At 72.2% G+C, this 19951-nt stretch carries 18 protein-coding genes and 1 pseudogene; 11 read left to right on the forward strand and 8 right to left on the reverse strand.

Going from position 1 to position 19951, the window contains the following annotated elements; translation table 11 throughout:
- Positions 1 to 169: 169 nt before the first annotated feature.
- On the forward strand, positions 170 to 421 hold the full coding sequence (locus ABZU32_RS39360; protein ID WP_354852583.1) for a DUF4242 domain-containing protein: 252 nt from the start codon (positions 170 to 172) through the stop codon (positions 419 to 421).
- A gap of 866 nt (positions 422 to 1287) precedes the next feature.
- On the opposite strand, the gene ABZU32_RS39365 is transcribed toward ABZU32_RS39360, so the two are convergent.
- Complete coding sequence (locus ABZU32_RS39365) at positions 1288 to 1941, reverse strand: class I SAM-dependent methyltransferase (protein ID WP_354931509.1); 654 nt, start codon at positions 1939 to 1941, stop codon at positions 1288 to 1290.
- Positions 1942 to 2075: 134 nt separating this feature from the next.
- Between ABZU32_RS39365 and ABZU32_RS39370 the strand changes: the two genes are divergently transcribed.
- The 10 genes from ABZU32_RS39370 to ABZU32_RS39415 all read left to right on the forward strand — a co-directional run bounded on the left by ABZU32_RS39370 (position 2076) and on the right by ABZU32_RS39415 (position 13674).
- Complete coding sequence (locus tag ABZU32_RS39370; RefSeq protein WP_354931512.1) at positions 2076 to 2651, forward strand: helix-turn-helix domain-containing protein; 576 nt, start codon at positions 2076 to 2078, stop codon at positions 2649 to 2651.
- A 104-nt stretch (positions 2652 to 2755) separates the two neighbouring features.
- The gene (locus ABZU32_RS39375; RefSeq protein WP_354931515.1) at positions 2756 to 3874 is read left to right on the forward strand and encodes a MerR family transcriptional regulator; all 1119 of its coding nucleotides are present in this window, start codon (positions 2756 to 2758) and stop codon (positions 3872 to 3874) included.
- The gene (locus ABZU32_RS39380; protein WP_354931518.1) at positions 3871 to 5184 is read left to right on the forward strand and encodes an MFS transporter; all 1314 of its coding nucleotides are present in this window, start codon (positions 3871 to 3873) and stop codon (positions 5182 to 5184) included. The genes ABZU32_RS39375 and ABZU32_RS39380 overlap by 4 nt, the downstream gene beginning before the upstream one ends.
- Positions 5185 to 5365: 181 nt before the next feature.
- Positions 5366 to 5812 carry a MarR family transcriptional regulator gene (locus ABZU32_RS39385; protein ID WP_354931521.1) on the forward strand — a complete coding sequence of 149 codons (447 nt, stop codon included), beginning with the start codon at positions 5366 to 5368 and terminating at the stop codon, positions 5810 to 5812.
- Positions 5813 to 5945: 133 nt separating this feature from the next.
- Complete coding sequence (locus ABZU32_RS39390) at positions 5946 to 6707, forward strand: MFS transporter (protein ID WP_354931524.1); 762 nt, start codon at positions 5946 to 5948, stop codon at positions 6705 to 6707.
- Complete coding sequence (locus ABZU32_RS39395) at positions 6704 to 7381, forward strand: MFS transporter (protein ID WP_354931527.1); 678 nt, start codon at positions 6704 to 6706, stop codon at positions 7379 to 7381. The genes ABZU32_RS39390 and ABZU32_RS39395 overlap by 4 nt, the downstream gene beginning before the upstream one ends.
- A gap of 181 nt (positions 7382 to 7562) precedes the next feature.
- Positions 7563 to 8933 (forward strand): hypothetical protein, encoded by a 1371-nt coding sequence (locus ABZU32_RS39400; protein WP_354931530.1) that lies wholly within the window; start codon positions 7563 to 7565, stop codon positions 8931 to 8933.
- A 392-nt stretch (positions 8934 to 9325) separates the two neighbouring features.
- On the forward strand, positions 9326 to 11041 hold the full coding sequence (locus tag ABZU32_RS39405) for an ABC transporter ATP-binding protein (RefSeq protein WP_354931533.1): 1716 nt from the start codon (positions 9326 to 9328) through the stop codon (positions 11039 to 11041).
- Positions 11038 to 12882, forward strand: coding sequence for an ABC transporter ATP-binding protein (locus ABZU32_RS39410; protein ID WP_354931536.1), 1845 nt, complete (start codon positions 11038 to 11040; stop codon positions 12880 to 12882). Before ABZU32_RS39405 ends, ABZU32_RS39410 begins: the two co-directional genes overlap by 4 nt.
- A gap of 135 nt (positions 12883 to 13017) precedes the next feature.
- On the forward strand, positions 13018 to 13674 hold the full coding sequence (locus tag ABZU32_RS39415; RefSeq protein WP_354852565.1) for an NAD(P)H-dependent oxidoreductase: 657 nt from the start codon (positions 13018 to 13020) through the stop codon (positions 13672 to 13674).
- Here the strand turns inward: ABZU32_RS39415 and ABZU32_RS39420 are convergent.
- The 7 genes and pseudogenes from ABZU32_RS39420 to ABZU32_RS39450 form a co-directional block, all read right to left on the reverse strand.
- Complete coding sequence (locus ABZU32_RS39420) at positions 13617 to 14171, reverse strand: hypothetical protein (protein ID WP_354931539.1); 555 nt, start codon at positions 14169 to 14171, stop codon at positions 13617 to 13619. The genes ABZU32_RS39415 and ABZU32_RS39420 overlap by 58 nt on opposite strands.
- Positions 14161 to 14553, reverse strand: a complete 393-nt coding sequence (locus tag ABZU32_RS39425) for a carboxymuconolactone decarboxylase family protein (protein WP_354852562.1) — start codon at positions 14551 to 14553, stop codon at positions 14161 to 14163. The genes ABZU32_RS39420 and ABZU32_RS39425 overlap by 11 nt, the downstream gene beginning before the upstream one ends.
- Positions 14550 to 15764 carry an MFS transporter gene (locus tag ABZU32_RS39430; protein ID WP_354931542.1) on the reverse strand — a complete coding sequence of 405 codons (1215 nt, stop codon included), beginning with the start codon at positions 15762 to 15764 and terminating at the stop codon, positions 14550 to 14552. Before ABZU32_RS39430 ends, ABZU32_RS39425 begins: the two co-directional genes overlap by 4 nt.
- A gap of 7 nt (positions 15765 to 15771) precedes the next feature.
- Positions 15772 to 16284, reverse strand: coding sequence for an aromatic-ring-hydroxylating dioxygenase subunit beta (locus tag ABZU32_RS39435; protein ID WP_354931545.1), 513 nt, complete (start codon positions 16282 to 16284; stop codon positions 15772 to 15774).
- A complete protein-coding gene (locus tag ABZU32_RS39440; RefSeq protein ID WP_354931548.1) occupies positions 16281 to 17600 on the reverse strand; it encodes an aromatic ring-hydroxylating dioxygenase subunit alpha in 1320 nt (439 codons plus the stop codon). The genes ABZU32_RS39435 and ABZU32_RS39440 overlap by 4 nt, the downstream gene beginning before the upstream one ends.
- Positions 17597 to 18763 (reverse strand): glycosyltransferase, encoded by a 1167-nt coding sequence (locus tag ABZU32_RS39445; protein ID WP_354931551.1) that lies wholly within the window; start codon positions 18761 to 18763, stop codon positions 17597 to 17599. The genes ABZU32_RS39440 and ABZU32_RS39445 overlap by 4 nt, the downstream gene beginning before the upstream one ends.
- A gap of 501 nt (positions 18764 to 19264) precedes the next feature.
- Positions 19265 to 19951 (reverse strand): annotated as a pseudogene (locus ABZU32_RS39450) (hypothetical protein); the annotation flags it as partial.

Below are 19951 nucleotides of genomic sequence, written 5' to 3' on the forward strand. Positions count from 1 at the left end.
CGGCGGATCGGCCCGGACGCCGGGCCCGCGTGGCCGCACGCCGGGGGCGCGTGGCGGCGCGGCGGAAATCTGGGGAGCACGCGGCGCAACATAGGGAACCGCTCCCCATCCGGCCCCGCGGCCCCGGTCCCTACGGTTGGCGGGACTCACCACGAGACAGGAGGCCGGAATGCCGCTCTACATGGATGTGCACACCATCGCCGGGGGCGTCGCGATGGCCGACGTCGCCCAGGCGCACAAGGCCGATCTGCAGCAGCAGGCGGGGCACGACGTCAGCTATCTGCGGTACTGGGTCGACGAGGGGCAGGGCAGGATCTTCTGCCTGGTCGAGGCGCCCTCGGCCGAGGCGGCCGCCGCGGTGCACCGCGCGGCGCACGGGCTGGTCGCCGACGAGATCTTCCAGGTACAGGAAGGCAGCTGACGGCGCCCAGAGCGCGAGCGGCGGGACGAGCCCCGCCCCCGCACCATAGCGGGACGGGCTCTGCCCCGCGCGTACAGCGGATGCACTTCGCCCCGGGCCCACAGGAAGGAGGGCGCCGGGAAGAGCACCCGTGATCGGGCGGGCAGGTCTTCCACGGGGGACGGTGCGCCCCGTCCCGCCTTCCCAGACGGGCGCCGGGTGTGGCGGCTTGTTCCTGACACTGCACGACATGGCAAGCATCAGAGCAGCAGACAACGCGAGGGACGGTATGAAGCACATCCTCCTCGGACCCGCATGGCGTCCACCCGGCTCGCGAACCGGCGGTGTCCACCGGCGTTCACCCGGAGCGCGAGGCGGTGGCCTCCGGCGGGGTTGGGCAGGACCGGGAGGCGGCAGGGGCAATCGGCATCCCGAGAGGTCGCGCGTGCCGTCCGCCACCGTCACCCCGATGGCGATCCGCCGTCCGCCGACCCCCGCCGTCACCCTCGTGGCGGTCCGCCGTCCGTCGTCCGTCTCCGCGCCGCCGAGAGCGGGGCCGGTGCGACCGGTCGGAGGCGGGCGCCGTATCCGGTGACGCCGGGCGGCGCCCGACGGGCGGGGGCCTCTTCCTCGCCCTGCGGTGGTCGGCACCAGGGCGCCTTCGCCGCCGGTCCCCGCGAAAGCCGGCACAGCGAGAGTTCGGTGGCAGGAGCGCCGGCCGCATGTCCGTCCGGGGGGACGGACGGCGGTCGAGGCGTGCGCCGGTCGTCCTCCGACGGGGGCGGGCGACCGGCGGTCATCCGTGCAAGATCGCCACCGGTGGGTACCGGGGGGCCGCCTGGCCGTGGGGCCGCCGGAAGGTCAGGGAGGGAGGAGGCGGGGGAGAGTCAGGGGGTCAGGCGGCGGATGGTGATGACGGTGTCGGTGACGGTGGCCGTCTGGCCGTCCGGGCCGGTGGCCTCGCGCTGGGGACGGTCGAGGCGTTCGGGGCGCCAGCGTTCGGGGTCCAGGCCGATCTCCCCGGCGATGTCCTCGGGTGCCGGGAAATGGGCGTCGAAATCGGGGTTCCAGGCCCAGGGGCGTGCCGAGCCGTGGTCGACGATGAGCAGGAGCCCGCCGGGCGACAGCGCGTTCGCGGCCTGGTGGAGGACCCGCGGGCGGGGGAACTCGAACGGCGTCTGCAGATACTGGGCGTTGACGAGGTCGAACGCGCCGGTGGGGAAGCTGCGGGCCAGGTCGTGCCGCTCGGTGGTGACGCGGTCGGCGACGCCGGCGGTGGCCGCGTGGGCGGCGGTGCGGCGCAGAGCGGTCGGGGAGATGTCGACGGCGGTCACCCGCCACCCGCGGGTGGCCAGCCAGACGGCGTCCCCGCCCTCGCCGCACCCCAGGTCCAGCGCGGCGCCGGGCGCCAGGCCCCGCGCCGTCTCGGCCAGCAGGGGGTTGGGATCGCCCTTCCACACCTGCTCGCGGCCGCTGTAGAGGTTCTCCCAGAAGTCTCCGGCCTCGCCGGTGCGGCCGGCGCCGGGCGTGTCGTGGTGCATGAGGCTGCCTTTCTCGATGGTGGGGCGCGGGACGCCGCGAAGGGGACCCGCGCGGGCGGCCGGACGTGGGCTCGATGGTGGCCCCGCCTCCGCGCCGGTTGCAATTCGTCGTGCCGTTTCGGCAAGGTGGGGCCATGGGAGAGCTGAAGGACGTCCTGGCGGCGATCGGCCCGAAGCTGCGCGAGCTGCGCAAAGGGCGCGGCCTCACGCTGGCGGAGCTGTCACGCACCACCGGCATCTCCGAGAGCACCCTGTCGCGGCTGGAGAGCGGCACCCGGCGGCCGAACCTGGAGCTGCTGCTCCCGCTCGCCCGCGCGTACGGGGTTCCCCTCGACGAGCTGGTCGGCGCGCCGCAGACCGGCGACCCGCGGGTGCATCTGCGCCCGGTGCGCCGCCACGGCATGACGATCGTGCCGCTGACCCGCCGGGTCGGCGGGGTGCAGGCGCACAAACTGGTCATTCCGCCACGGTGCGACGCCGCCGAGCCCGTCACGCAGACGCACGAGGGGTATGAGTGGCTCTACGTCCTGGACGGCCGCCTGCGGCTGCTGCTGGGCGAGCGCGATCTGGTGCTCAAACCGGGCGAGGTGGCCGAGTTCGACACCCATCTCCCGCACTGGATGGGCCCGGCCGACGACCAGCCCGTCGAGCTGCTCGCCCTGTTCGGCCCGCAGGGCGAACGCGCCCACCTGCGCGCCCGCCCCACCTGACCGCGCGAGCGCCGGCCGGAACGGTGGCGCGGTGTTGACCTTTCCCCTGGGTGAAGCCACAGCATCGTCGGCGCCGGCCGCGGTGGCCGGGACGAGGAGGACTGGTGGGGGAGCTGCTGACGATCGGGGCGTTCGCCCGGGCCGCCCGGCTGTCACCGAAGGCGCTGCGCCTGTACGACGAGCTCGGCCTGCTGCGGCCGGCCGCGGTCGACGGCGAGTCGGGATACCGGTTCTACGATCAGGCGCAGCTCGAGCGGGCCCGGCTGATCGCCTGGCTGCGCCGGGTGGGCATGCCGCTGGCCCGCATCCGCCGGGTGTGCGACCTGCCCGCGCCCGCGGCGGCCGAGGAGGTCGCCCGCTACTGGGACCAGGTGCGGGCCGAGACCGTCGCCCGCGGGCGCCTTGCCACCTTCCTCGTCGACTACCTGTCGGGAAGGGGCAGCGCCGTGGAGGACGCCGCGACCATGCTGGGCATCCGATACGCCGCCCGGTCGGAGTCGGGACCGGTGCGCACGAGCAACGAGGACACCGCCTACGCCGGCGCCCGGCTGCTGGCGGTGGCCGACGGCGTCCGCGGCCCGGGCGGTGACCGCGCGAGCGCGGCGGCCGTCGAGGCGCTCAAGCCGCTGGAGACCCTGGCCGTACCGGCGGAGGATCTGCTCGGCGCGCTCGCCGACGCCATCGAGGACGCCGAACGCGCTCTCAAGGACATCGCCGCCTCCACGCCCTCGGGCCAGGTGGTCACCACGCTGACCGCGTTGCTGTGGTCGGGGTCCCGGCTGGCGCTGGTGCACATCGGCGACACCCGGGCCTACCTGGTGCGCGGCGGGGAGCTGTTCCAGATCACCCAGGACCACACCTACGTGCGCTCGCTGGTCGAGGAGGGCAGGCTCACCGCCGAGGAGGCCGTGTCACACCCGCAGCGATCGCTGCTGGTGCGGGCGCTCACCGGCGCCGGCGCCGCCGAGCCGGACCTGTCGCTGCACGAAGCCCTGGCCGGGGACCGGTACCTGCTGTGCTCGGACGGGCTGTCCACCGTCGTGCCCCCCGCATCGCTGCGCGAGGCGCTGAACGGCCCCGGCGGTCCCGAGCAGGTGCTCGACACCCTGATCGCCGAGGCGTACGCGGCCGGCGCCCCCGACAACATCGCCTGCGTGGTCGCCGACGTGGTCAGGCTGGAGACCCCCGCCACGGCCGGCCGTGACGGCGGGAGCGGACGGTGACCGCCGCGGCGGTCCGGTCGCTCGGCCTCCGCGCGGTCGACCGGCGCCCGCTGGCCATCGCACCTTACCGGCGGCTGTGGACCGCCTCGGTGGTCTGCGCGGCCGGCGGCTCGTTCAGCGTGGTCGCCGTGCCCGCGCAGCTGTTCGCGGTGACCGGTTCGTCGGCGGCCGTGGGCCTGGCCGCCGGGGTCTCGTTCGCCGCCCTGGTCGTGGCGGCGCTGTGGGGCGGCGCCCTGGCCGACGTCATGGACCTGCGCCGGCTGCTGCTGGCCGCCGATTGCGGGCTGGCGCTGACGTACGCGGGTCTGTGGATCCAGGCGGCGCTGGGCGCGACCTCGATCCCGGTCCTGCTGGTGCTGGTGGCGTGCCAGGGGCTGACCTACGGGGCGATCATGACCACGATGGGCGCCGTGGTGCCCCGCCTTGTCCCGGCCGAGTTGCTGCCGGCGGCGAACAGTCTCGGCTCGCTGGTGCGCTATGCGGGGGCGATCTGCGGCCCGGTGCTGGCCGGCGTGCTGATCCCGCTCGTCGGGCTCGGCCCGTTGTACCTGTTCGACGCCGTCGCCCTGACGGCGGTGGTGTGGGCCGTCGCCGCGCTGCCGCCCCTGCCGCCTCCCCCCGACGGCGCGCGGCGCCGGAACCGGTCGGTGGCCGGGCAGGTGTGGACGGGCTTCGGCTATCTGGCGGCGGGCCGGTTGCTGGTGGCGGTGCTGGCGGTGGATCTGGCGGCGATGGTCTTCGGCATGCCGGTGGCGCTGTTCCCCGAACTGGCCCGGCACACCTACGGCGGCCCTGCCGGAGGCGGCGTGGAACTGGGCCTGCTGTACGCCGCCTACCCGGCCGGGGTCTGCGCGGCCGGCCTGCTGTCGGGCACCTTCACCTACGCCCGCCGCCAGGGCGCCCTCATGGCGGCGGCCGCCGCCGTGTGGGGCCTGACCGTCGTGCTCCTCGGGCTGGCGCCGCGTCTGTGGGCGGCTCTGGCGGCTCTCGTTCTCGGCGGCGCGGCCAACTGTGTGCTGAGCGCCTTCCGCAACGCCATCACCCAGGCGCACACCGACGACGCCATGCGCGGCCGAATCCAGGGAGCCCTCACCGTCGTGCTCATCGGCGGGCCTCAGATCGCCAACCTGGTGCACGGGGCCGCCGCCGCGGCGTACGGCCCCCGCATGGTGGTCTGCGCAGGCGGCCTGCTCACCACCACCACCGTGGCGGCGATCGCCTGGGCCGCCCCCCGGCTGCGGCACTACACCACCGGGCATCCGGCCGGCGCAGGCCCACGACGACCGGCCAGGCGATCCGGCGCCGCGTGAGGCGCGACGATGACCGCCGGGACGAAGGGGCGCCGACCGAAGGGCGGGCCGGAGAATACCGCGACGAAAGGCCGCGGCGCGGTCCTGCCGGGCATTCATACAGCTCATCTGCACAGAAGTGTACAGGTAAATTGCACAGGCAAACTGGACAGTTTGAACTGTGCGCTTTAGCGTGGACGGCATGAGTGAGAACCCGGGCCCCTCGCCCTCGGCGGTTCAGGCGTCTCGGGAGATCCGCGCGGTCATCAGCCGCCTGCGTCGCCGCATCCTGAACGCCTCCCAGGCCGAGGACATCACCTTGGGGCAGGCCTCCGTCCTGGCCCGCCTGTCCGGCGAGGGGGGCATCACGGCCAGTGAGCTGGCCTCCGCCGAAGGGGTGCGCCACCAGTCGATGACGGCGACGGTCACATCGCTGGCCGCGATGGGGCTGGTGGAGCGGAGCCCCGACCCCGCCGACGGGCGGCGCCTGCTGATCACGCTCACCGCGGAGGGCCACCGCCGCGTCGAGGAGGGGCGCCAGGCCCGGACGGAATGGCTCGCCGGCCGGTTGCAGGACAGGTGCACCGAACAAGAACGCCAGGCCGTGATCGCCGCCATGGCCGTCCTCCAGCGGCTTACCCGTGACTGATCCGACGAGCGACGCCATGCCGCAGACCGCGGACGCCGTGCGACGGACCGGAGACGCCCGACAAGCCGGGGACGCGCGGCAGATCGGGGACACTGTGCGGCAGACCGGAGACGCGCGGCGGACAGAGGACGCCGTGCGACAGGCCGGTCGGCCGGGGTTCGACCGGCGGTTGCTGCCGCCGATGCTGCTGGGATCGGTGCTGAATCCGATCAATACGACGATCATCTCCGTCGCGCTCGTCCCCATCGGCACGGCCCTGGGCGCGCCGTCCTCGCAGACCCTGTGGCTGGTCTCCGCCCTGTATCTGGCGACCTCGCTCGGGCAGCCGGTCGTGGGCCGGCTCATCGACATCTTCGGGCCGCGCAGGCTCTTCCTGATCAGCAACGGCCTCGTCGGCGTGGCCGGTGTCATCGGGGCCCTGGCGCCGAACCTGGGGGTGCTGATCGTCGCGCGCGTCCTGCTCGGGTTCGGCACCTGCGGCGGGTATCCCGCCGCGATGGCACTGGTGCGCGGCGAGGCGGACCGCACCGGTGCGGACGGTCCCGGCTGGGTGCTGACCGCCCTGGCGGTCGCCAACCAGACCGTCGCCGTCGTCGGCCCGCTGCTGGGCGGCCTGCTGATCGCGGCGGGCGGCTGGCGCGCCACCTTCGCGCTGAACGTGCCGCTGGCCGTCGTGGCCGTGCTGCTGGGGGCGCGCCGGCTGCCCAGGCCGGCCGAAACGGCCGCAGAGAAAATGTCACCGCGGCGCGGGCGGCCGGCCGAGGGAACGTCGCCGCGGCGCGGGCGGCCGGTTGCCGAGCTGGACCTGCCCGGCATGGGGCTGTTCGCCGCGATGCTCACCTGTCTGCTGCTGTTCCTGATGAACCCGCACCCGCGCGAGTGGTACCTGCGGTGATCGCCGCCGTCGCGGCGGCCGGGTTCGCGGCGCGGGAGCTGCGGGCGGCCACCCCGTTCATCGACCTGCGGGTGCTCGGCGGCAACGCACCACTTCTGGCCACCTACGCACGCGCGCTCGTGGCCTACCTCGTCGCCTACGCCTTCCTGTTCGGCTTCACGCAGTGGACCGAGCAGGGCTACGGGCTGACGCCCTTCCACGCCGGGCTGGTGCAGGTCCCCTTGTTCCTGCTGGCGATCGGCGTCTCCATCGTCTCCGGGCGACGCAAGGGCGTGCGGGGAAAGCTGCTGGCCGGCGCGGCCGGGCAGATCGTCGCCTGCCTGGCGATGCTGACGCTCACCGGCCACAGCCCTCTGTGGGCCCTGCTGCTGGTGTCCCTGCTCTTCGGCCTTCCGCAGGGGCTGATAAGCCTGGCCCTGCAGAACTCCGTCTACTTCCAGGCCGACCCCGAGCGCATCGCCTCCTCGGCGGGCCTGCTGCGCACCTTCGCCTACATCGGCTCCATGATCGCCTCCTCGGCGGCCGGCGCGTCCTTCGGGCGACGCGCCGACACCGGCGGCATGCACCACCTCGCCTGGATCATGCTCGCCGCAGGCGTGCTCTACCTCCTGCTGACCGTCTTCGACCGCACGCTCGGCCGCGCGGCGGCGACGGAGTCCGGCGCGGCGAGATAGATCTCACAAAGGGGACATCGCTCGCTTGGTCATGGCCGGGGCGGACCGGGCGTGAGGGGGTGAGTTCGCAGTTCACGGGCACGCGCGTGGCGGCCGCCGATGACCACGACACCTAGAATGGCAGGCGGTACGGTCGCCGGCGGGGGAGTGCACCGGCCATCTCAATCGACGGAGGCTCGTGGTGAACACTCCGCCGGTCGCGGCCACGACCGCCCGCTCGCCGCTGGATCTGACCGCCGCGATCGTGCCGATCGTGGCGGTCCTCGCACTCGTCGCGGTGTGGGGGCGCGATCTGCCCGCCGTCGTGGAGGTCGTCGTCGTGGCGCTGCTGGCCGCCTCGGTGCTGGCCGCGGTCCACCACGCCGAGGCGGTCGCCCACCGTGTCGGAGAGCCTTTCGGCTCGCTGGTCCTCGCGGTCGCCGTCACCATCATCGAGGTCGGACTCATCATCACCCTGATGATCTCCGGCGGCCCCGCCACCGCCGCCCTGGCCCGCGACACCGTCTTCGCCGCCGTGATGATCACCTGCAACGGCATCGTCGGGCTGTCACTGCTGATCGTCACCCTGCGCTCGCGCACCGCGCGCTTCAACCCCGAGGGCACCGGCGCGGCCCTGGCGACCGTGATCACTCTGGCGACCCTCTGCCTGGTGCTGCCCGCCTTCACCACCAGCGCCCCCGGACCGGAGTTCTCCACGCCGCAGCTGGCCTTCGCCGCCGTGGCGTCCCTGGTTCTGTACTCGTTGTTCGTTTTCGTGCAGAACGTCCGCCACCGCGAGTCCTTCCTCACCGCCACCACGACTGCCGCCCCATCTGCTGCACCTGCTCCGTCCGCCCCGCCGGCGCCGCCCGCCGCTCGCCCTGCCCCGCCCGCTCCGGCCGCTCCCGCCCCGCCCGCTCCCGCCGCCGTCCCGCCGGTCCCTGCCCGCGCGCCCGAGGGCGCCCGTCCCACGGGGGAACCGCCCACCGGAGAACGCCCCTCTGGGGAACCGCCCTCTGGGGAACCGCCGGCCGCCCCCATCGTCCCCGGCGCCGGCTCCCAGGGCTCCAAACGCCCCGAAGGCCCCAAGGGCTCCGGTGGCCCGGTGGTCCCGGCGGCCGGCGCCCCCCTGATCAGCCTCGCCCTGCTCATGGCCGCGCTCGTCGCCGTCGTCGGCCTGGCCAAGGTCGAGTCGGGGACCATCGAGCACACCGTCGCCGCCGCCGGGCTGCCCCACGCCGTCGTCGGCGTCGTCATCGCGTTGCTGGTGCTGCTCCCCGAAACCCTCGCCGCCGCCCGCAACGCCCGCCGCGACCGCGTCCAGATCAGCCTCAACCTCGCCCTCGGCTCCGCCATGGCCAGCATCGGCCTGACCATCCCCGCCATCGCCGTGGCCTCGATCTGGCTCGGCGGCCCGCTGCTGCTCGGGCTCGGCGCGACCCAGATCGTGCTGCTCGCCCTCACCGCCGGCGTCGGCATCCTCACCGTCATGCCCGGTCGTGCCACCCTCCTGCAGGCCGCCGTCCACCTCGCCCTGTGCGCCGCCTACCTGTTCCTGGCCGCCAACCCCTGACCGGTCCGCGTCGACGGGCGGCCTGATCGCCGCCGGCATCGGCGCCAGGCCCGCGGGCGGCGCCGATGCGTCGGAGTGGGGTGGGTCCGCCGAGTGGGTATGCCAACACCGGACCACCCGCCCGGGATGCCGGGAATCGCGTGCGTGTCGAAAATCGGTTGCTCGGGGGAGTAGAAGGCTTGGAGGGTGAAGGTGACGCCCGCGGCCATGGCTGCCCACGCGCGCCCCCGAAGCCGCCGCGACACCCCTCGAGCGCCCTTCCGCCCCCGTCCATCGCGCCTACCCCTAAGGAATGCCGCTTCCTCATGCCCTCCGACGGTACAGACCCAGGCCCTGCCCCCGACTCCCCGGACAAGCGCCGCGGAACAAGATCCCGCTCACTGCGGCGGCTCATGCCCTACCTGCGCCCCTACGTCCCCCGACTGGTCATCATCTGGCTCGCCACCATCGCCGGCATCGCCACCAGCACCGCGATCCCTCTGGTCGGCAAGGACATCATCGACGGCCCGGTCGGCCACGGCCACGGCGACGCCCTGCTCCCGCTCGGACTGCTCGCCCTCGCCCTCGGCGTCACCGAGGCGTTCTTGACCTTCCTGCGCCGGTGGATGCAGACCAAGGCCGTGCTCGGCCTGGAGACGGCCATCCGCGACGACCTCTACCGGCACCTGCAACTGCTGCCGATGAGCTTCCACGGCGAGTGGCAGTCGGGCCAGCTTCTGTCGCGCGCGACGACCGACCTGTCGACGATCAGGCGGTTCTCCGGATTCGGCCTGCTGTTCCTGGTCATGAACATCCTGCAGCTGGCCACGGTGACCGTGCTGCTCATGCGGATGTACTGGCCGCTCGGCCTGCTCATCGTCGCCGCCGCGGTGCCCATCTTCGCGGTGTCGGTGCGGTTCGAGAAGAAGTACCGCCGCATCTCCCGCGACGTGCAGGACATGCAGGGCGACATCGCCACCTACGTGGAGGAGGCCGCGCTCGGGATCCGCACGATCAAGGCGTTCGGCCGCAGGCCGCACGTGTTCTCCGAGTTCGACGCCGCCGCGCGGAAGGTCCACCGGGTCTCGATGGACAAGGTCCGCCTGGCGTCGCGTTTCTTCACCTTCCTTGAGGTGATCCCCAACGTCACCCTGGCCATGGTGCTCCTGCTGGGCGCGCTGGCCGTCGGCGCCGGGTCGCTCACGCTCGGCACGCTGGTGGCCTTCACCACGCTGATGCTCCAGCTGGTGTGGCCGATCGCGTCGCTGGGCTACATCCTGGCCATGGCGCAGGAGGCGATGACCTCCGCCGACCGCGTCATGGAGGTCCTGGACACCGAGCCGGAGATCGTCGGCGGCGTGGAGGTGATCGAGCGGCCGCGCGGGCACCTGCGGTTCGAGGGCGTCGGCTTCCGGTTCGCCGGGGACGACCGGCCGGTGCTGCGCGACGTCTGGCTGGAGGTGCGCCCGGGCGAGACGGTCGCGATCGTGGGGGCGACCGGCTCGGGCAAGACGACGCTGACCGCCCTGGTGCCGAGGCTGGCCGACGTCACCGCGGGCCGGGTCACCATCGACGGCCGCGACATCCGCGACCTGGAACTGCCGGCGCTGCGGTCGGTGGTCGCCACCGCCTTCGAGGAGCCGACGCTGTTCTCGATGAGCGTGCGGGAGAACCTCACCCTCGGCCGGGGCGAGGCGAGCGACGACGAACTGCGCGAGGCGCTGGAGATCGCCCAGGCGACGTTCGCCTACGACCTTCCCTGGGGGCTCGACACCCGCATCGGCGAGCAGGGCATGTCCCTGTCGGGCGGCCAGCGGCAACGGCTTGCGCTGGCCCGCGCGGTGCTCAGCCGGCCGAGGATCCTGGTGCTGGACGACACCCTGTCCGCCCTCGATGTCGAGACCGAGGCTCTGGTCGAGCAGGCGCTGCGCGGGGTGCTGGCGAAGGCGACGGGCCTGGTGGTGGCGCATCGCGCCTCCACCGTGCTGCTCGCCGACAAGGTCGCTCTGCTGCGCGAGGGCACCATCACCCATGTCGGCCGGCACCAGGAACTGCTGTCGACGGTCCCGGAGTACCGGGAACTGCTCGCGCAGGACGCCGACCTCGACCAGCGGGAGGCGCTGCGATGACCCCCGTGAACGCGGGCGCGCCGGTCGAACCCGGGCGCTGGCGCGGCGTCGCCGCGGAGAAGAAGGAGGACCTGCCCGACAAGGTGTCGGTGCTGCTGCGGGCGCGGTCGCGGCGGCTGCTCGGCGACCTGCTGCGCCCCCACCGCAGGGCCATCGCCACGCTGATCGCGGTCATCGTGCTCTCCAGCGCGGCCGGCCTGGCGATCCCGTACCTGGTGAAGGTGGGCATCGACGCCGGGATCCCGCCGATGCTGCGGCACCAGGGCGCCGGGACGCTGGTCGCCTCGGTCGCGGCGATCCTGGCCGCGACGCTGACCCAGGCGTTCACCCGCCAGGCGTTCCTGCAGATCTCCGGGCGGATCGGCCAGGACATCCTGCTGGAGCTGCGCCGCCGCGTCTTCGACCACTTCCAGCGGCTGTCGCTGGCCTTCCACGAGCGCTACACCTCCGGGCGGGTCATCGCCCGGCTCACCTCCGACATCGACGCCATCGCCGAGATGCTCCAGTCGGGCTTCGACAGCATCGTCACCGCCGTGCTCACCCTGTTCGGCACCGCGGGTCTGCTGCTGGTGCTCGACCTGCCGCTCGGCGCGGTCGCCCTGGTGCCGCTGCCGATCCTGCTGCTGTTCACCCGGTGGTTCCGGCGCGAGTCCAGCATCGTCTACCGCCGCACCCGTGAGGCGGTGGCGCTGGTCATCGTGCACTTCGTGGAGTCGATGACCGGCATCAGGGCGGTCCAGGCGTTCCGCAGGGAGCCGCGCAACCAGGAGATCTTCCAGGAGCTCAACACCGGCTACCGGGACGCCAACGCCGGCAGCATGCGCCTGGTCGCGGTGTTCATGCCGGGCATCAAGCTGATCGGCAACATCACCGTCGCGGTGGTCCTGCTGTACGGCGGCTGGCTCGCGCTGCACCACGCGGTCACCGTCGGCGTGCTGGCCGCGTTCCTGCTGTACCTGCGGCAGTTCTACGAGCCGATGCAGGAGATCTCCCAGTTCTACAACACCCTGCAGTCGGCCGGCGCGGCGCTGTCCAACCTGTCCGGCGTGCTGGAGGAGCGGCCCGCCGTGGCCGAGCCCGAGCGTCCGGTCGCGCTGGAGCGTCCGCTCGGCGAGGTGCGGTTCGAGGCCGCCGAGTTCTCCTACATCGACGGCGTGCCGGTCCTGCCCCGGCTGGACCTGTCGATCCCTCCTGGGCAGATCGTCGCGGTGGTCGGCGCGACCGGCGCGGGCAAGACCACCGTGGCCAAGCTGATCGCCCGCTTCTACGACCCGACGGCCGGGCGCGTCCTGCTCGACGGGGTCGACCTGCGCGACCTGGAGGAGGCCACGCTGCGGCGGGCCGTGGTGATGGTGACGCAGGAGAACTTCCTGTTCACCGGCACGGTGGCGGACAACATCAGGTTCGGCCGCCCGGACGCCACCCCGGCCGACATCGAGCAGGCGGCCCGCGCGATCGGCGCGCACGAGTTCATCGCGGCGCTCCCGGAGGGGTACCAGACCCAGGTCGGCAAGCGCGGCGGCCGCATGTCGGCCGGTCAGCGGCAGCTGGTGGCCTTCGCCAGGGTCTTCCTGGCCGACCCGGCCGTGCTGATCCTGGACGAGGCGACCTCCAGTCTGGACGTCCCCAGCGAGCGCCTGGTCCAGCGGGCCCTGCGCACCGTCCTGGCCGGGCGCACCGCCCTGATCATCGCCCACCGCCTGTCCACGGTGGAGATCGCCGAACGGGTGCTGGTCATGGAGGCCGGCCGCGTCGTCGAGGACGGCCCCCCGCAGCGCCTCATCGGCGAGGCCGGCCGCTACGCCGACCTGCACCGGGCCTGGCTCGACAGCCTGGCATGACCTGGGAAGGGGGACCGGCCTTCGCCGGCCCCCTTCCGCGGGCACACCCGAGGTGGGTATTTTGAGGCTGCCTCAGTGCGCGGTCACGGGGGCTTCGTCAGGTGCCCGTCTTGGGCGGACAGAGGAGGCCCTCAGGTGAAGATCGTCGCGTTGTCCTGCACGCAGAAGCGTCTGCCGTCGCTGACCGACGCCCTGCTCGAGGCGGCGATCAGCGGCGTCGTCCGCGAGGTCGGTGACGCGCGGATCCAGCCGATCCGGTTGATCGACCACCGCATCGCGATGTGCGAAGGCGAGGACACCTGCCTTGATCCCGAGGTGGGCCGGTGCACCCTCGACGACGACTTCGAGCACGTCGTCGATCTGGCCGAGGGCGCGCAGGGGATGCTGCTGGCCATGCCGGTGTACGCCGGGAACGTGCCCTCCGTGCTGAAGATCTTCCAGGAGCGACTGAAGAGCTTCATGAACGCCACGCACCGCCCGTTCGGCAACCTGCTGGTGGGCACCATCGTGCACTCGCGCACGATGCTGACCGAGCCCGCACTGGGATCGTTGTTCCCGTGGTTCCTGCGCCTGAAGAACAAGAACGTGGCCTCGGCGTGCTTCACGCAGAGCGGTCACCAGGATCTGACCCGCACCGCGGCGCTCGACATGTGCGTGGCCGTGGGCCGGCAACTCGGCATGACGCTCGAGGGCAGCCGATCGCCGGCCGACGGCCGCACGGCACTGCCGCTGGTTCAGTCGCCGGCCCGTCCGCGGTGCGGTGACCCGGCCGCGTCCTCTCCTTCGGCCTGAGCGGGCTCCGCGCGCCAGGTGCACCCGTCGCCCGCCTGTTCGCACGACACCGTGACCTCCGGTTCCACGTAGCGGGCGGCGATGGCGGTGTTGAGTTCCTGGCAGTAGGAGCACGGTGAGGAGAACGTCAGGACGACGCCGGCGCGGGCGGCCCGTTTGCGGTACCGCAGGATCCCGCAGTCGGCGTTGCGCAGGACGGTGCCCGAGGGCCGGGGCTCACTGGTCACCGCCGAGTCGTACAGCATCAGCTGACGCTGAAGCCGGGTCATGAAGTGATCGGTGGCGGAGACCCCGGCGGGCCGTTGCGCCTGCAGGAGCTTGGCGGTGATGCGGGAGTTGGCCTGGATCCACGCGGCCAGCCCTTCCTCGCCGTGCTCTCCCAGGACGAACTCCTCCGCGGCGGCCTGGGCCTCGAAGAACCGCTGGCGCCACAGGTCGACCTTCTCGGCCGGGTCGAGGGCAGAGGGTTCGGTGGTCGCAGCAGGTTCAGTGGTCATGGTCGGCGTCCTTCCCGCTGTCGCCGTCTAACTCGGCGAAGACCTCCTGGGCGACGCGCAGCCCGTTGTTGGCGACCGGCCAGCCACCGTAGTAGGCGAGCTGGATGATGACTTCGATGATCTTCTCCCGCGACATCCCCAGGTGCAGGGCGGCACCGATGTGGCCGCGCAGCTCCCAATCGGTGCGCGCCAGCGCCACCGCGGTCAGCGCGACCAGTTCGCGCTCGTGGACGCTCAGGTGCGGGCGGGTCCAGATCTCACCGAACAGGTGGTCGACGGTGATCCGCAGGAACTCCGGGTAGGAACCCGGACGCGGCTCGCGGCCGAAGACCTGCTTGAACATGGCTTCACCCTGCTCATGCCGGGCAGAGGGCTGGTTCATCGATCAGCTCCTTGGTTTTGGCCAACAGTTGTCAACGTCCACGACGCCACGAAGGCGACGGCCAGCAACGCGGCGCCGCTGCCGAAGGCGGCCGGAACACTCACCCGCTCGGCGATGAGACCGACCAGGACCGGTCCGACCACGGCGCCGACATCGATGCACATCGAGAAGACGGCGACGCCGCTGCCGCCCCGGCCGGCGACGACGTCGCCGACCAGCGCGGCCGGTGCGGCGTTGAGCAGCGCCGTTCCCGCCGCGTACACACTGAGCAGGACGACCAGCCAGGCGTAGTCGTCCACGAACACCAGGGCCGTGATCGCCGCCGCGGCCACACCTGTGCCGGCGATCATGGCGGGCCGGCGGCCGGCGCGGTCGACGACCCGGCCGGCCGGGACGATCAGCAGCGTCTGGACGACGGTGGATATCGTGAACGCCCACCCGACCCACGTCACGTCATGCCCCCACGCCACGACCACCGCGGGGACCAGTGCGCCGCGCAGGCCGAACAGGACCCATCCCTGCGCCAGCGCCGCGAGGCAGGCCACCACGTAGCGCCGATCCCGCAGCAGCGCCGGTAGCCCGACCACGTCACGGCCGTGCTCCGCGCCGGCGGTTCCACCGGTGCGCAGCACCGTCAGGGTCAGCGCCGCGGCGGCCAGCAACAGCACGGCGTAGACCATGAACGGCGCGGACAGGTTGATGGAGGCAAGGAGCCCGCCCACCGCCGGCCCGCAGATCCCGCCGAGCACGAAGCCCGTCTCGTAGACGGCGCCGGCCCTGCCCCGCTGGTCGGGCGGCGCGACCGCGAGCAGGGTCGCCAGCGCGGACACCGAGAACAGCACCGAGCCGACGCCGCCGAGACCGCGGAACGCCAGCAGCTGTTCGTAGGACCCGGCGAACGCCATCAGGGCCGAGGACAGCGCGCTGAGCAGCAGGCCGGCGACGAGCACCCGCCGCTCGCCGAAACGAACTCCGAGCCGGCCGCACAACGGGCTGGTGGCCAGCCGCAGGAACGCGAACAGAGCGACGATCGCTCCGATCTGGGCGGGCCCGGCCCCGAACGTCGCCGCGTACACCGGGAGCACCGGGACCACCAGCCCCAGGCCCAGCATGACGCAGCCACCGACGACACTGAGGACGTAGACCTCGCGCGGGAGACGCGGCCGGGCGGTGGCGACGGGTGGGGCGCCGCCGGGGCCCGCCGCGGTCACCGTCCGCTCACAGGATGATGCTGAGCTTTCCGTGCTCGTACAACGTCTCGTGGTCGAGCACCACGACCCGTCTCCTGATCCTGAACGACTCGCCCTCGATCACGAGCTCGAACCGGCATTTTCCGACGTAGACGTCAGAGCGCCCGTGCCCGAACCGGTACACGACGAGGTTCGCCGCCACCTCGAGGTGCGTGCCCCGGTCGGTCAGGATCTCCACGTTGGTGATCATCCGGTTCGTGCGCGACCGGGGGTTCTCGCACCACACCTCGCCGTTGAGGAGTTGTTCGATGCGCTGGCGCAGCCGGGCGGCGTCGTCGTCGATGAGCCCGAGCGCGTCGGCGCTCTCGCCGCGGACGTCGGTGGCCGGCACCGAGTAGCGGATGTCGCCGGTCAGCATCTCGTCGTACCACTCGCGCAGGCGCCACTCGTCCAGCAGCCGCGCCTCACGGAACAGGAACCGGCTCACCTGGTGCCACAGCCGCACCTGGGCCGTTTCGTCGACCGTCAGCTCGGTGGTCATCGTGATTCCGCCCCTCGCATCTCGGCCCGGTGGGCGACCTCGAGGTGACCGTCGTCGCCGTGCATCAGCCGGTCCCACTGCCGCCAGAACTCGCGGGCGGGAAGCTCGTCGGTCGTCTCCGGGACCTCCTTGTTCATGCCGCGTGACAGGTCCGAATAGCGGACCGTGCGGTTGAGGTAACCCCGCTGGCACGACTCGACGATCTCGATGTCGTCGGGGGTGGCGAAGCCGGCGGGGCCGAGGAAGGTCAGGTAGTGACTCTTGCGCAGTTCCCGGATGTCGGGGTCCTCGTCCTTGGGGGCCAGGGCGACCGAGGTGATGGCCATCTGGCCGGCGCCGACCGGGTCGATCTTGCGGATCGTGATCGCGATCGCGTCGATGATCATCAGGTTGGGGAAGATCAGCACCGCGCGATTGGTGCCGGTGATCCGTTCGGCGCGTTCGGCGCCGAACCGGTCGACGAACCGCGCGGCCGTCGCCTCGATCCGCGGCCGGACCTCCTCGCCGAACATCGGCGTCCAGTAGGCGAGCGGGCGGGCCGCCGCCGGGGGCAGCTCGTTGGCACCATGTCCCAGTCCGAGGGCGCGGCCGAACCCGCCTCGCCGTCGCGGTGGCACTGACCCCAGCGACTCCATGTAGCCCACGTAGCGCTTGTGCAGGGCCCGGAAGTGGTAGATGTCGACGCTGTTCTCCATCATGAGCTTCCAGTTGGCCCGAGCCCCGTGGAGTTGCGCGCCTTGGATCACCTCCATCCCGGCCTCGGACTGGTCGTCGATCAGATCGAGGTACTCCGTCGCACCCGCCAGGTACTCGGTCAAGGTGCGCGGCTGCTCCGGATCGAAGGTGAGGAACACGAAACCGCGGTAGGTGTCACTACGGTGCCGTGCCAGGCCGAAGTCCGCCTTGCGGAAGCCCGGCCCGTACCCGTCCGGGATCGGGACCCCGACCAGGTCGCCCTGGTTGGAGAAGGTCCAGTCGTGGTACGGGCACCGGAACGATCGAGTCTGCCCGGCCGGCTGTGAGCAGATCAGAGCCCCGCGGTGGGTGCAGCTGTTGGCGAAGACCCGGACCACCCCGTCGGACCCGCGCGCCATGACCACCGGGCGCCCGCCGACGTCGCGTGCCACGTAGGAGCCCGGCCCGGGCACCTCCGATTCGTGTCCGACGTACAACCAGCAGCGATCGAAGATCCTGGTCATCTCCTGTGCGGCCAGGTCCTCGTCGGTGTAGGCGCGGCGATCAACCTGGAACGAGAGGCGCTCGAGATCGTCGATCACGATCGGGTCGCCCACCGGCCGCTGCAGTTCGATCGTCACTGCTCCCCCTTTCGCTGTAACGTCTCGACCGTGCTGAGGACCAGCTCGGCCGTGCGCGCGGCGGAATCGCCGCACTCCGGCTGCGCGGCGCGCAGCCGGGCCCGGTAGCCCTGGGCTGGATCGAGCAGATCGGCGACGGCGTCGGCGACCGTCTGCTCGGTGACGCCGGCCGGCTCCAACGCCGTCCCGAAGCCCGCGCTGCCCACGAAGTACGCCTGGATGGGCTGATCGACGGCCAGCGGGATCACCAGCATCGGCGTGGCCGCCCGGATCGACTCGGCCACCGAGTTGTATCCGCCATGGGTGATGAACACATCGGCGCGCCCGAGCACCTCACGTTGCGGCAGATACGGGGCGGTGAGCACCTCGTCGGGCAGCGCGAGCTCCTCGGCGAGATCTCCTACCGAGGCGATCACCTGGGCGCCGGTCGCCGCCGCCCCGATGATCACCGTGCGCAGCAGGTCCGGCCGCCGGTAGAAGATCGTGCCGAAGGAGACGTACACCACCGGGCGGCCAGGGGCGATGCGATCCAGGCCCGAGAAGGCGACCTCGTCGCCGCGGGTCCCCGCCGCACCGGGCAACCCGACCAGCTGCACACCGTCGTCGGTGACCCCGTCCTCCCCGACGAGAGCGGGGATCGTCGGCATCAGATTGAGGATCGGCGAACGCGCCGAATGAGTCAGGGTCGACCACGCCACCCCGTGCCTGGTCAGATAGTCGCCGACCTGCTCGTCGTACGCCCAGCGGCCTTGTCGATGCTTGGCCGGGCATACTCCGCCCAGGTTGGCCCAGATCATCCCGTACGGCACGCCGGACGCCTGTGCGCCGACCATCGCCGACGCCGTGACCGGCAGCGAATCGACGAGCACGAAGTCCGGCGCCGTCGCACGGAGGGTGTCGGCCGTCTGCTCCGCCACCGGCGACGACTCGAGCATCGGGCCGATCTTCGCCGGGTCGCCGCTCCACGGCGCCATCTGGACCTGCCCGATCGCGTGGACCTGTGCCTTGCCCAAGGCCTGGCGACGCTGCTCGTCGAGCGCACCACCGTCCGCGGACAACAGCAGCAGCGCGACCTCGCCGCCGGCGGCCTGGAGCGCATTGACCACCGGAATATAGGGGTTCAGATGACCATGCTGAGTCGTGGTGAGCAGGGCTACGCGCATCAAATCTCCGATTCATCGAGAAAGGACGAGACCGACTCGACATTTGGCTATGGACGCACCACGGCAGCCACGACCGCGACACCCTCCTGCCTTCGGAAACGAGTCGAGACGGCGACGCATGAACGGCGGAACTCCGCCCCCGGACAGGCGAGAACACCCGGCAGGCGAAAGGAACCGTCAACGTCCAGGTACTTTGCTACGAGCGGTTACTGCCACGAGGCTCTACGCATTGCCCATCATCGGTGAGGGGACAACACATCGATTGACGCTACTCGGAACAACCTCGAAACAACCGGGGTCACCACCTGCCCCCCAGGAAGTTTCGCCGCGATATGCGATCGATGTCAACGCCTCGCAATTCCCGGTTATCCCTATTATGTTGGACGCCACTTCGGCCGGGCTCCGCCTCGGCCTGCGACCGGCGCCGCGCCGGCTCGGCCGGCACCGTCGCCGGTCGTGCAAGGTCGAACCGGGAGCGTTCCACGCCTGCTCGGCGACAGGCTACGAGCCCTTGGGGCAGGGCTTTTTGTAGGCGATGGTGACCGTGGCGCTGCCGGAGCCCTCGGCGCCCTTGTTCTGCCCCCACCAGGTGATGGTGAGGTAGGTGCTCAGCGGCCGGTCGCAGTCCGACCTCGTGCCCGGCGTCAGGCCGCCGAGGGTGAGGCGGAACCGTCCGCGCTCGCCGTCGCGGAGGGTGCCGCCGGACGGTGAGGCGGTGACGTAGGCGGACCCGGCCGCGCTCCAGCGGACGGTCCCCGAAGTGGAGGTGATCGACGCCGTGCCGTGCCTGGCGTACCCCACGTCCACGGTGCCGGCGACGCTCACGAACGGCGGGGCCGGTGATGCCGAGGCGGCCCGCGGCGGAGGGCTCTGCCCGGGCGTGGACGCCTGCCCGGGTGTGGGCCTCTGCTCGGGCGTGGACTTTCGGGCCGACGTGGCCTTATGTGCCGGGGTGGGTGCCGTGGTGGTCTTCGGGGAAGAGGGGGGAGGCGGCGGGGAGTCGAGCAGGGGTGGCAGGGACTCGCCCGGAGTGATGACGACCGTGCCGCCGGCGGCTTCGACGTCGACGGGTCGTCCGGTGCGGGCTCCGGGGGTGAACAGCAGGGACCAGATGACGCCGGCGGAGGCGACCGACACGACGGTGACCAGGGCGACGCGGCCCCAGCGGATGCGGCTTTCGGGGTCGTC

Origin of the sequence: Sphaerisporangium sp. NPDC005288 (assembly GCF_040607475.1) — a bacterium.
GTDB classification, from domain to species: domain Bacteria; phylum Actinomycetota; class Actinomycetes; order Streptosporangiales; family Streptosporangiaceae; genus Sphaerisporangium; species Sphaerisporangium rhizosphaerae.